The following is a 12,438-nucleotide window of genomic DNA, read 5'->3' on the forward strand; positions in this document are numbered from 1 at the left end:
GCTGTCAGGCCGCCATCGCTGGCAAGCCAGCTCCCACAGAAAAGCAAAGCAGTCCAGACAGACCGCATGCTTTTCACCACTCAAATGGCCGAGTGTCAGCTCGCCGAAAGCTCTTGATCTTGCCGTGCCGGCCCCATCGGCAGGCTGAGTGGAGGGATTTATCCGGGGGTGGGAGCGCAGCGACCGTTTGGCGCAGCCAAACACATCGAGAGGAGGTGCAGCGAAGCAAACCGGAGGCGATGCCCCCGGATGAATCCCGCAACGAAGGAACCCGAGCCTAAGCGAGGGCCGAACGCCGGGGCCCAGACTTTTGGTTACTTTGGGGCGTTTGCCAAAGTGACTCGCCGTAAGGGCGAAACCGCCAGCCGCAACCCCCGAAGCAACGGATAAACACCCAAAACCCCAAGAGCATGGTCGGCCCAAAGGCCGCCAAGACAACCCAAAACAGAAATGTTAGCGTGCTTGGCAATCAAGACAGCCGAGCCCAAGCCCGATGAAAAAAACAGTCCTGGCCTTCAGCCGCATCACCCCACCCATGATCGAACGCCTGCAACAAGAATTCGACGTCATCGTCCCCAACCCCAAGAACGGCGACATCAACGCCCAATTCAACGAAGCCCTCCCCCACGCCCACGGCCTGATAGGCGTCGGCCGCAAACTCGGCAAGGCCCAACTCGAAACCGCGACAAAACTGGAAGTGGTCTCAAGCGTGTCGGTCGGCTACGACAACTACGACCTCGCCTACTTCAATGAACGCGGAATCATGCTCACCAACACCCCGGACGTGCTCACCGAAAGCACCGCCGACCTCGCCTTCGCCCTGATCATGAGCAGCGCCCGCCGCGTCGCCGAACTCGACGCCTGGACCAAGGCTGGCCAGTGGCAGGCCAGTGTCGGCGCCCCGCTGTTCGGTTGCGACGTGCACGGCAAGACCCTGGGCATCGTCGGCATGGGCAACATCGGCGCCGCCGTCGCCCGCCGCGGACGCCTGGGCTTCAACATGCCGATCCTCTACAGCGGCAACAGTCGCAAGACTGAGCTGGAACAGCAACTCGGCGCACAGTTTCGCAGCCTCGACCAACTGCTGGCCGAAGCCGACTTCGTCTGCCTGGTAGTACCGCTCAGCGACAAGACCCGCCACCTGATCAGCCACCGCGAACTGGCGCTGATGAAACCGGACGCGATCCTGGTCAACATCTCCCGTGGCCCGGTGGTCGACGAGCCGGCATTGATCGAAGCCCTGCAAAACAACCGCATCCGCGGCGCCGGTCTGGACGTCTACGAGAAAGAACCGCTGGCCGAATCGCCGCTGTTTCAGTTGAAAAACGCAGTGACATTGCCGCACATCGGCTCCGCTACGAATGAAACCCGCGAAGCCATGGCCAATCGCGCAATGGCCAACTTGCGCAGCGCTTTGCTCGGCGAGCGTCCACAGGATCTGGTGAACCCACAGGTCTGGCGCGGTTAAAAAACATCGGGCAAGTATCAAAAGATACTTGCCCGACAAGTTTCTCCCCGCACATGTTTTGAAATTCAACCCTGCACCGAAATAAAAACACCCGCTATAAACTCTCCTGACTTGTCGACTTCTCGATAAATATCATGGAGAACACTCACTTGAACACTCTGACCACGGATAAAATCATCCGCTTCAGCAAAGTCATACTGATGGGCTATATCAGTTTTTTTGGCTTGCTGGTGATGTACAGCAACTTCACTGACTATGCTTCAAACTATGAGTATGTCGGGCATGTTCTGAGCATGGACACTACCCAACACAACCTCAGCATCCGCTATCGCGCGATCACTTCCCCCATGCTTCACCACCGGATCTACTGGCTCATTATCACGCTGGAAGTGACCTACACCGCGTTTTGCCTGTTAGGCACTTATCATCTGTTGAAAAACATAAATGCTTCGAAAGAAAAATTTCACGAAGCAAAGCGGTTTTCAATCATCGGTTTATTGATCGCGCTGTTTATCTACTACTTGTGCCTGCAAGTAATCGGTGTTGAATGGTTTGACATGGATACTTCACAAACCTGGAACGCCAAGGACTGGGCCCGACACATTGTCGACGTCATATTTCCACTGCTGATTTATATCGTCATAAGAGTCGAGCGCTGAAACAGCGCCCGACTCAATTCACCATCAGGCCAACTTTCCCTGAGCCGGCACCTGTATTGCACGAGGTCTGCGGAACACCAGAATGTTCCCGAGCATGACCAACACCAGTCCGACCAGCGCCGGCGCAGTCCATTGATACCCTTCGGCAAACGCCGAGACGTTCAACGCCACCACCGGGAACAGCACCGTGCAATAGGCTGCGCGCTCCGGGCCCATGCGCCCGACCAGCGTCAGGTAGGCGGTGAAGCCAATCACCGAACCCGGGATCACCAGATACAGTAACGCCCCGACGTAACGCGGCGACCAGTCCATGTCGAACGGAATCCCTTTGACCAGGCACCACACCGACAACATCGCCGCCCCGTAAGCCATGCCCCAGGCATTGGTGGTCAACGGTTTCAGACCGGCCTTCTGCTGCAGGCTCGAGAGCATGTTGCCCGCCGAAAAACACAGGGTGCCGCACAGCGCCAGACCAAGCCCGAGCAGCGTTTCAGGGCTGGCGTGATGGCCAGCCAGTTCCGGCCAGAACAGCATCCCCAGACCGAACAGGCCGAGCGCGCCGCCCATCAGCACGTTACGGGCGATGCGCTGACCGAAGAATACCCGTGCATTGAGTGCGTTCCACAAAGTGGCCGTGGAAAACACCACCGCGACCAGTCCGCTGGGAATCCACTGGCTGGCCGTCAGGAAGCACATGAAGTTGACGCAAAACAGGCACAGCCCCTGCGCCACGCAGATCAGATGCCCGCGCCGATTCATCGGTTGCAGTCGCCGACTGAGCAGCAGCAATACGAACAGCACCAACGCAGCGAGGCCGAAGCGATAGACGATGGACACCGGAATCGCCACCACGCCCAGTTGCCATTTCAGGGCAATCCAGGTGGTGCCCCAGATCAGCACGGTCAGCAGATACAGCGAAAGGTTCATGGTGGAACTCCTGAAGATACCGAGCACTGTGTGGCGAGCGTTGAGTGCACAGCACTCATTGATGGGGCCGCTGCGCAGCCCGGCGGGAGCAAGCTCCCTCGCCACAGGGTTGTGTTGAATGGAGATTTCAGGGTGCGGCAGCAAGGGTCGGGGCGCTTGCAGATTCTTGCGCTTTTGTCGCCCGACAGGCTGGCAGCGCGACGTCTACGGAGTAGGATGCAAGGCGTTGGAGAGAACCGAACATGGCCGCTATCGATACCCTGCAAGTCTTTCAAGCCCTCAACCGCTCGCCGAACGCGCGCCTTGTGCACAGCGCCGAGCTCGGTGACGGCTTGTCTGCGGCCCTGTGGACCAACCACCACGACGCCCAGGAATACGAAGCGCCGAGCCATCACACCCTGTCCTGCTACATCGCCGGCGGCACCGGCACTTTTCGTCGCGGGCAACCGGGGCACAAGGGTGGGCCGGACAAGCTGTGCATCCTGCCGGCGGATCACGAATCCGGCTGGGTGATCAATGGTGATATCCGCCTCGCTCACCTGTATTTCAGCGCCGAACAATTTGCCCTCGGTTGCGTGACGCTGCTTGATCGCGAGCCGCGGGAGATGCAACTGCGCGAGCAGACCTTTCTGGAAGATCCGCAGCAGGCGCGACGTTTTCGCCAGTTACTGACGCTGAATTGGGAAGAGCCTGCCGAGCGCGTGCTGACCAGCAGCATTGCCCATGAATTGATCAGCCATACCTTGCTCAGCCAGGTCGGCGCCCGTCAGGGGTTGCGCCTCAAGGGTGGACTGGCGCCGCATCAGCGTCGGCAGTTGGTCGAGTTCATCGACAGTCAGTTGGCCGAGCCGATCAGCCTCGGACAACTGGCCGGATTGTGTGCGCTGTCGGAATACCACTTTGCCCGAATGTTTCGCGTGAGCTTTGGCTTGCCGCCGCATCAGTACGTGCTGGCGCGACGCTTGAGCCGGGCGCGGGAGTTGTTGCGCGGGACGTCGTTGCCGTTGGGGGAGATTGCGTTGGCGTGCGGGTTTGCCAGTGCCAGTCATTTCACCAACCGGTTTCGGCAGGTATTGGGTGGGACGCCGGGGGAATATCGGCAGGCGTTTTTGCGTTAGAGGCGGGATTTTTATTGCCTGTTCGGGCCTCTTCGCGAGCAAGCCCGCTCCCACAAGGTCTGCGGCCGTTCAAGACGTATGTGTCCGACCGGAGAACCTGTGGGAGCGGGCTTGCTCGCGAAGAACGATGACGCGGTTGCGGATCAGAATTCCAACGTGCTCGACAACGAAATCTGCCGCGAATCGCCCATCGACACAAAGAACCGGCTCGCCGCCGAGGTGTAGTAGGTGCGGTCGAACAGGTTCTTCACGTTGAGCTGAAACTTGACCTTCTGCCCTTCAAGCTTGGTGTCGTAAGTGGCGAATGCATCGGCCACGGTGTAGCTCGGCAGGTCGAAATCATTCACCGCGTTGCCCGCGCGTTCGCCGACATACCGCGCCCCGGCGCCAACCCGCAGTTGATCGCCACCGATCACGCTGCCGAAGTCATACACCGCCGACAACGAGCCGCTGTTCTTCGCCACGTTTTGCAGACGATTGCCTTTGTAGTCCGGGTCCTCGGTGACCTCGGCATCGGTGTAGGCATAGGCGCCGATCACGCTCCAACGGTCGGTCAGCTGGCCGGTCAGGTCCAGTTCCAGACCACGGGAACGCACCTCGCCCGCCGCGCTGTAAATAGTGGTCGGGCCTTCAGAATTGGAGACCAGCACGTTGCGCTTCTTGATGTCGAACAGTGCGATATTACCGGTCAAACGTCCCGGCATATCCAGACGCGCACCCAGCTCCCATGACTTGGCTTCCTCCGGCGCGATGCTGCCGTCGAGCACGGTGCTGCTGCCGCTGAGCGGGGCAATGGTCGAGTTGGGTTTGAACGATTCGGTGTAGCTGCCGTAGAACGACAACTCGTCGGTGTAGCGATACACCAGACCGGCGCGCGGTACGAATTTCTGCCCGTTGCTGTCGGTGTTGGCCTTGAACGGCACGCCTTTGCCGGCGTACTGGTCGTATTCCTGGAAGCGCCCGCCGGCGACCAGAATCCACTGGTCATTGAGGTGGATCGAGTCCTGCAGGAACACCGAATCGCTGCGCAGCAGATCGGTCTGCGCACTGTCCGCCGGGCTGACGGTGGTGCCTTCGACTTCGCGACCGTAGACCGGGTTGACGTAGCTGAAGGTGCTCAGGCTTTTCTGGCGGATCAGGTCGGCGCGGTAGATCTTGCGGTACTCGTCGTCGACGCCGAACACCAGGTCATGTTGCATGCCCAACAGGTTGACCTTGCCTTCGAGGCTGGCGGTGGTGAAGCGGTCGGTGCTGATCGCGCCTTGGGTGCCGTCCATGCTGCGGGTCAGCGTGCCTTTTTTGGTGTCGATGGCGGTCACGCGCACCTGGCTGGCGTCGTAGGTTTCGCGGTTCCAGCTGTAGCCGAAGTGGGCTTTCCAGTCGTCGTTGAGTTCGTGGTCGGCCTCGAAGTGGTACAGGTCGGAACGACCTTCCATGTCGTTGAACGGCTCGTCCAGCCGCTCGTTGCGCGAGATGCCCAGCGGATGGTTGGTGCGCGGATCGATCAACGTGCCACGGTCGAACGGCGTGAGAAACTCGCGGTGTTCGTAGGAGAACAGCAGCTTGGTACGCTCGCCATACCAGGCCAGCGATGGCGCGATCAACGTTTCGCGATGGGTGCCGAAGTTGCGCCAGTAATCTTCGTCTTCGTGATCCAGCACCAGGCGATAAGCGAGGCCGGAATCGCCCAGCGCACCGGTACTGTCGAAGCTGCCGCCGCTGCCATTCTTGCCGTCGCCGTAGGTCGAACCGCGCAGGGTCAGCGCATTGTATTGAGTCAGTTCCGGCTTCTTGCTGACCAGATTGACCACACCGCCCGGGTCCTGAATCCCGTACAGCAGTGAGGCCGGGCCCTTGAGCACTTCGACACGATCAACGGTCTCGTTCATCCCGCGACCCTGCACGATCGGCATGCCGTCGCGCATGATCGAGCCGTTGCGGTTGTCGCCAAAGCCGCGAATCATCACCGAATCCTGAGTGCTGCCCAAGGTATTGGCCTGGGTAATGCCGCTGATATTGGCCAGCGCATCGTCGAGATTGCGCGGGGTCTGATCGCGAATGACCTGAGCCGGGATCACGTTGACGGTCTGCGGGATTTCCTGCAGCGAAGCCGAGGAGCGCATCACCGAACTGGTTTGCGGCGGCTGGTAGCTCATCGACTCGTCGCGCATCGAGGTGATGGTGGTGGCGCCGAGATTGAGGGTGCCCGCGATGGGTTGCGGCTCAAGCGCGAAGGTGTGGCTGTCGGTGCGGCGGAAGGTCATGCCGGAGCCACTGAGCAAGCGTTGCAGCGCCTGTTCGGCACTCATCTGGCCGCTGATCGCCGGGGCGTTGAGGCCGTACGGCGCTTCATCGGTGTAGACCACGCTTTGCCCGGTGATACGGCTGAAGTCGCTCAGGGCCTGGGGCAGCGGTTTGGCGCTCAGGGAAAAACTGAACTGCTTTTGCGCCGGGCTGCTGACGGTTTCAGCGGCGAGCGCCACGCTCATCGGCAACAGCGCCAATGCGCAAAAACTCAATGCCGAAACACCCAACCACTGTTTGACCGAACCCGATTTTGCCCTGGACTTCATTGCTCAATGACCTGTGTAGAACCGCAACGGATGCGAATGACTCGCAGTTTCAGTCACTACACGAATGGGCCTGTGGTTTACCTCACCACAATTTCGAAAATATTTTTTGGTGTCTGAAAGAACGCTATCGCGAGCAGGCTCACTCCTACAGGGGGAACGCATTCCAAATGTAGGGGTGAGCCTGCTCGCGATGGCGCCGGCAGCCTCAGCGCAAAATAATCAGATGCCCCAACACCTGATGCTGCTCAAACCCCATCACCCCTTGCAGCGAACTCAACACAGCCTGCGGGTCCTTGCTCGGAAAACTGCCGCTGACCTTGCGCGCCGCCAGCTCATCGTTGAGTACAACGATCCGCCCCGGGTAATAACGCCGCAGATCCTGCACCACATCGGCCAGTGACGCCTTGTAGTAATTCAGCCAGCCCTGGCGCCAGGCCAGTTGCGCTTCGCTGTCCACCGCGTGCAGTTTTTCCGCAGTGCCCAGCCCATAGGCCACTTGCTGGCCGGCCGTCAGAATCTGCTGCGGCGCGTCGCGATCCGCCGTCACGCCAACGCGCCCGGACAGCACCGTGACCTGCGCACCGCGAGGTTGCAGACGCACTTCGAACTGCGTGCCGAGCACTCGCGCCTGGCCTTTTTCGGCCTCGACCACGAACGGCTCGCCGGTATGCGTGACACTGAAAAACCCGGCACCGCGAAGCAACTGCACATGCCGCTCGCCCTGACTGAAATCCACCGCGATGGCGCTGTCGGCATCCAGTGTGACTTGCGATTGATCGGCCAGCGTCACGGTGCGGATCTCGCCCGGCGCCGAAACGTAATCGGCGCCCAGATCATCGACCCAGCGCTGCGGTTGCCAGCCCGTGCCGAGACTGATCATCAGCATCAGACACGCGGCCATCGCCAGCGCGCCCGACCAGCGCACAAGCGCTGAGCGACGCGGGCGATCCATCGCATTGAGGTAACCCTGCAACGCAAACGCATCTTCATCGGCCAGAGTGCGTGCCGGACTTTCGCTTAGCTCCCACAGCACTTGCGCCTGCGCGTAAGCCTCGGCGTGGGCTGGGTCGGCGCGCAGCCACTGGCTGAAGGTCAGTTGATCGCCGCTGCTCGGGCGGTCATGCAGAAGACTCACCCAGGCGAGTGCGGCCTGTTCCTGAGCCGGCGTCGGGACGATGCGGTCGGTGTGATTCACGGTGCTTTCCCTGGCAGACGTGGCGCGGGTTCGCGCAGGCTGGCCTTGCAGGCCTCGAGGGCGCGCATCATATGTTTTTCCACGGCGCTTTGGGACAGGCCCATGGCCTTGGCGATGTCCGCGTACTTGCGACCGTGGATGCGATTGAGCAAAAAGATCTGCCGAGTGCGTTCGGGCAAGGCGCGCAACGCCGCTTCGACATGGCGCAGATCATTGCCTGCTTCGAGCGCAGCTTGCGGTTCGCTGCCGTGGCTGTCCGGCGCGTCCGGTTGCCAGCCCTCATTGACCCGCACCCGCGTACCTTCGCTGCGCAAATGATCGATGGCGATGTTGCCGGCGCAACGCAAAAGATAGGTACTGAGCTCTTCGACCTGCACCAGTGGCCGCCGCCAGAAACGCAGGAACAGATCCTGCACCAGATCTGCCGCCGTGGCCCGGCAGCCGACGCGCCGGTTCACCAGCGCTTCCATCTGCGAGCGCTGCGACAGGAACACCTGGAGAAAATGCGCACGCGCGCCGTGTGGCTCGTCGTCGCGGGATTCCGGAGGATGACCGATCAGCATGTCAGCACTGCGCCCAGGCAGCGACCGGGCTTGCCAGCAGACTCAAAGCGGCCAGCACCAAGGCCAGTTTCGGTCGATATGGCATCAGCAGTACCAACGCCAGCGCACTGCACATCAGTACCGCGAACCAGTCGACCAGACCCAAGCCCCAACCGTTGGCAGCCACGGTGGCCCAGAGTGACAGGCCCAGCATGAGCCAACCGAAGAGTTTCAGCCCCCAACCACGCCGGACTGAAGGTTTGCGCCCCAGCAGTTCGTCGTGATGCCGTGGCATCGACAGGCACAACGCGGTGAATCCGGCATAGCACAGCAGCAACGCCAGCAACATCAGTTCGTCCCCTGCTCGAGCGTGATTGGCCGAGCCCTTTCGCGGGGCGTTTTTTTCACTCGCACACTATGCCCGGCGCGCTGCATCTTCCAGGCGGCCCACATCAGAAACAGACCGGCGCCGAGACAGGTCAGGTCGAAACCGGCCAGCGCCCAGTCACCTTGTGCCAGCGTGACGCCGAGGTGATGCGAAGTGGTCAACGCGTTGAGCAACGGCACCGCGCCGAACAGCAGCGCTGCCAGTGCCAGTTGTTCGACCCAAGCCTTGCGTCCAGGCCTGAGCAGTGCGTGCACCACGCTCAAGCCCCAGGCGATGAAGAAGGCGTTCACCTCCCAATCGGCCCGCTCGCCGAGACTCGGCGGCAACAGACGATTGCTCCAGAAGAACACCGCCACCGCGTTGACCAGTCCCGCCATGCTGGCAATGTTCAGCACTTCGACCAGCCGTAACTCGAACGGCATCACGCCACTTTTTGCGTGTTTGAGCTGACGTTTGCCGAGCCAGATCACCAGCCCGGTGCCGATCATCGCCGTACCGGCCAGGCCGCAGAGGAAGTACAGCCAGCGCAGTACCGGGCCGGCGAACCGGCCGATGTGCAAACCGTAAAAACTCCCGGCAATCGCCATCGGCAGCGGCTTGTCCGCTGTGGCGCCGAGCAACTGCCCGGTCACGCCATTGAAGGTCACATCGCTACCGTACTCGTAGGTGATCTTGTCGGAACTGGCACGGGAAAACTGCACAGAGGCATTGGCATCGCCGGGGTTAGTGACCGTCACCCGTGTCGCGTGGCCGCCGCCCCAGTGCTCACTGGCGCGCGTCATTAGCGCAGCCAGCGGCGGCAAAGTCGCTGGCTGGCCGGCGCGCTCCGGCAACGGCGTTTCTGGAAACACCTCATCATAGAACGCACCGAGGTTGTTGCCGTAAGTCGCCAGAATGCTCGCCGGCATAACCATCGCCATGAAAATCACCAGGCTGCTGTAGGTGATCATCAGGTGGAACGGCAAAACCAGCACACCCACGGCGTTGTGGCCGTCGAGCCAGGTGCGCTGGCCCTTGCGCGGGCGGAAGGTGAAGAAATCCTTGAAGATTTTCTTGTGGGTGATGATGCCGGTGATCAACGCGATGAACATCACCATCGCCGCGCTGGTCGCCAGCCAGCGGCCCCATGGATAGGGCATTTGCAACTGGAAATGGAAACGGTAGAAAAATTCGCCACCCATGCTTTCGCGGGGTTCTACTTCGGCTCCGGTTTGCGCGTCGAGCGTCTTTTCAGTGAACTTGCCGCGCTTGCCAGGGCTGGCCGGAGTGTCTTGCCAACTGACGGAAAGGCCGGGCTCGCGGGCGCTGGGCAGGCCGATCCGCCAGCGTGAAGCATTCGGCGCCCGTTGTTGCAGATAGTTTTGCGCCAGCGTCAGGCTCGCTTCGGCGTTGAGCGGGCGCAACGGGATTTCCGGCTGCATCCAGTGCGTGGTTTCGTCCTTGAAATAGGCCAGTGTCCCGGTCAGGAAAATCGCGAACAGCAGCCAGCCGAACACCAGTCCGGCCCAGGTGTGCAGCCAGGCCATCGACTGGCGAAAGCCCTCTTTCATGCGTAGCCCAAACCACGTGCGGCCCCGGACACCGTCGCCAGAATCACGCTCGGCACCAGCAATCCGACCCACGCCGACCATGCCGTGCGGCAAGCGAAACACCACAGCACCGCAACCAGATAGACCAGAAAGGAAATGGTCATGCCAGTCACTACAGCTTCGGCGCGGCTCAACGGTAACCACATCGTCAGGGCCACGCTGGCCAGCGCCGCGACCAGATAGCCGCCGAACACCGCCGCCAGCACCCGCGAGGTGACGGCCAGACGATAAGACATGGGAAGTGAGGCGAGTTTGCCTTTCATGTTTCGACCCTGAAACGAAAAAACGTCCGACCGACGAGGCCGGACCAACAGGCGAGCAATATTAATGATAAATATTCTCATACGCAAAAGCATCTGATTGCCGGACACCCTCGCCCGCCCCTACAATGCGAACAGTTCTTGTTCTCTAAAGCATCCAACGTGCGCCCGGAGTAATACCCTTGTCGTCCGCCCATCCCGTCGAATCGCTCTACCAAGACCACCACAGCTGGCTCACCGGCTGGTTGCGGCGCAAACTCGGCTGCCCGGACAGCGCGGCGGATCTGGCGCAAGACACGTTCATTCGCGTGCTCAGCGCCCGCGAACCCGCGGTGATCATCGAACCGCGCGCCTTTCTCACCACCCTCGCCAAACGCGTGCTGTTCAATCATTACCGTCGTCAGGATCTGGAACGCGCCTACCTCGACACCCTGGCGCAGATGCCGGAAATGCTCGCGCCATCGGAAGAAGACAAAGCGATCATCCTGCAAACCCTGATCGAACTGGACCAATTGCTCGATGGTTTGCCACGACCGGTCAAACGCACGTTTTTGCTGGCGCAGGTCGATGGCCTGACCTATCCGCAGATTGCCGCCGAGCTGGGCATTTCGGTGGCCACCGTCAAACGTCACCTGCAAAAAGCCGCCCTGCGCTGCTACTTCGCCCTGTGAACCGCGTTCCGGATTTCTCTGCGCAAGTGGCCGAACAGGCCGTGTACTGGCTGATGGAAATGCAGCAAGGCACGCTCTCCCCGCGTCAGCAACAGGCCTGGCAACACTGGCTGGACGCCCACAGCGAACATCGTCGGGCGTGGGAGCACATGCAGCGGGTCAACCAGCGCTTGCGCGGTGTGGCCTCGCCATTGGCGCATGCCGCGTTGAACGGGCCGAAGTCTTCCAGTCGACGCCAGACCCTCAAGTTGCTGCTGCTTCTGGGTGCCGGTTCCGCCGTCACCTGGGGCATGCGCGAGCACAATCCGCTGCCGACGCTGCTCGCCGATTACCGCAGCCCGGTGGGCCAACGCCGCCAGGTTGCACTGGGCCCGGGTAGCCAGTTGCAGCTCAACACAGCCAGTGCGGCGGACGTGGATGGCGCGCAACGACTGATCCGTTTGCTCGAAGGCGAGATCCTGCTCAGCACCGCGCAAGCGTTCGCAGTACGCACGGCGCAAGGTGTGTTGAAAACTAGTGCTGCCCGTATCAACGTTCGACAATTTGCTGATCGCACACAGGTCGCGCTGTTCGAAGGCACGGTCGAACTGACCGCCAACGGACGCGCGCCGATGCAACTGCCGATCGCCCGACAACTGAGTTTCAGTGCCACCTCGATCAGCGAAGCCAAACCACTGGACGCCAACAGCGGCGCCTGGGCCGACGGCATGCTGATCGCCGCTCACATGCGCCTGGGCGACTTCCTTGAAGAGCTCGGCCGCTACCGTCGCGGGCAGTTGCATTGCGCTGCGAAAGTGGCCGACCTGCTGATATCGGGGACTTATCCACTGGACGACAGCGAACGGATTCTTGATCTGCTGCAAATCAGTCTGCCGGTGAAAGTGCGGCGCTTTACCCGCTATTGGGTCAGCGTCGAGGCGCGGGCTTAGAAGCAAAATCAAAAGATCGCAGGCTGCGATCTTTTACTCTCGAAAAATAAATGAGCCGTTTTTCAGATCTGGCGTGACAGAGAAGGAAAGCCCCCTTGATTCAACCTTCTCAGGATCAA

At 60.9% G+C, this 12,438-nt stretch carries 12 protein-coding genes; 5 read left to right on the top strand and 7 right to left on the bottom strand.

All coding sequences use genetic code 11. The annotated features are described in order from the left end of the window. The first annotated feature begins 493 nt into the window (after nt 1-493). Together JFU48_RS02425 and JFU48_RS02430 are read left to right on the top strand one after the other, a co-directional pair. Complete coding sequence (locus JFU48_RS02425; protein WP_103485834.1) at nt 494-1,468, top strand: 2-hydroxyacid dehydrogenase; 975 nt, start codon at nt 494-496, stop codon at nt 1,466-1,468. Between the two features lie 149 nt (nt 1,469-1,617). Continuing rightward, a complete protein-coding gene (locus JFU48_RS02430) occupies nt 1,618-2,127 on the top strand; it encodes a DUF2165 family protein (protein ID WP_003221807.1) in 510 nt (169 codons plus the stop codon). A 24-nt stretch (nt 2,128-2,151) separates the two neighbouring features. On the opposite strand, the gene JFU48_RS02435 is transcribed toward JFU48_RS02430, so the two are convergent. After that, nucleotides 2,152-3,054, bottom strand: coding sequence for a DMT family transporter (locus JFU48_RS02435; protein WP_103485833.1), 903 nt, complete (start codon nt 3,052-3,054; stop codon nt 2,152-2,154). Between the two features lie 242 nt (nt 3,055-3,296). On the opposite strand from JFU48_RS02435, the gene JFU48_RS02440 reads away from it, so the two are divergent. Beyond that, nucleotides 3,297-4,172, top strand: a complete 876-nt coding sequence (locus JFU48_RS02440; protein WP_201135762.1) for a helix-turn-helix domain-containing protein — start codon at nt 3,297-3,299, stop codon at nt 4,170-4,172. Between the two features lie 143 nt (nt 4,173-4,315). Here the strand turns inward: JFU48_RS02440 and JFU48_RS02445 are convergent, their stop codons facing one another. The 6 genes from JFU48_RS02445 to JFU48_RS02470 all read right to left on the bottom strand — a co-directional run bounded on the left by JFU48_RS02445 (nt 4,316) and on the right by JFU48_RS02470 (nt 10,722). Next, nucleotides 4,316-6,745 carry a TonB-dependent siderophore receptor gene (locus JFU48_RS02445; protein ID WP_201135763.1) on the bottom strand — a complete coding sequence of 810 codons (2,430 nt, stop codon included), beginning with the start codon at nt 6,743-6,745 and terminating at the stop codon, nt 4,316-4,318. Nucleotides 6,746-6,950: 205 nt separating this feature from the next. After that, nucleotides 6,951-7,940, bottom strand: a complete 990-nt coding sequence (locus tag JFU48_RS02450; protein ID WP_201135764.1) for a FecR domain-containing protein — start codon at nt 7,938-7,940, stop codon at nt 6,951-6,953. Beyond that, the gene (locus JFU48_RS02455; RefSeq protein ID WP_003221797.1) at nt 7,937-8,503 is read right to left on the bottom strand and encodes an RNA polymerase sigma factor; all 567 of its coding nucleotides are present in this window, start codon (nt 8,501-8,503) and stop codon (nt 7,937-7,939) included. The genes JFU48_RS02450 and JFU48_RS02455 overlap by 4 nt, the downstream gene beginning before the upstream one ends. A gap of 1 nt (nt 8,504) precedes the next feature. Then, complete coding sequence (locus tag JFU48_RS02460) at nt 8,505-8,831, bottom strand: DUF3325 domain-containing protein (RefSeq protein WP_201135765.1); 327 nt, start codon at nt 8,829-8,831, stop codon at nt 8,505-8,507. Then, nucleotides 8,831-10,420, bottom strand: coding sequence for a PepSY-associated TM helix domain-containing protein (locus JFU48_RS02465; protein ID WP_201135766.1), 1,590 nt, complete (start codon nt 10,418-10,420; stop codon nt 8,831-8,833). Before JFU48_RS02465 ends, JFU48_RS02460 begins: the two co-directional genes overlap by 1 nt. Beyond that, nucleotides 10,417-10,722 carry a DUF3649 domain-containing protein gene (locus JFU48_RS02470; protein WP_007967542.1) on the bottom strand — a complete coding sequence of 102 codons (306 nt, stop codon included), beginning with the start codon at nt 10,720-10,722 and terminating at the stop codon, nt 10,417-10,419. The genes JFU48_RS02465 and JFU48_RS02470 overlap by 4 nt, the downstream gene beginning before the upstream one ends. A gap of 179 nt (nt 10,723-10,901) precedes the next feature. Between JFU48_RS02470 and JFU48_RS02475 the strand changes: the two genes are divergently transcribed. Together JFU48_RS02475 and JFU48_RS02480 are read left to right on the top strand one after the other, a co-directional pair. Next, complete coding sequence (locus JFU48_RS02475) at nt 10,902-11,390, top strand: sigma-70 family RNA polymerase sigma factor (protein WP_201135767.1); 489 nt, start codon at nt 10,902-10,904, stop codon at nt 11,388-11,390. Beyond that, nucleotides 11,387-12,319, top strand: a complete 933-nt coding sequence (locus tag JFU48_RS02480; RefSeq protein ID WP_201135768.1) for a DUF4880 domain-containing protein — start codon at nt 11,387-11,389, stop codon at nt 12,317-12,319. Before JFU48_RS02475 ends, JFU48_RS02480 begins: the two co-directional genes overlap by 4 nt. Nucleotides 12,320-12,438: the final 119 nt, after the last annotated feature.

The sequence above is a fragment of the Pseudomonas sp. TH49 genome (assembly GCF_016650625.1).
Taxonomy (GTDB): Bacteria; Pseudomonadota; Gammaproteobacteria; order Pseudomonadales; family Pseudomonadaceae; genus Aquipseudomonas; species Aquipseudomonas fluorescens_H.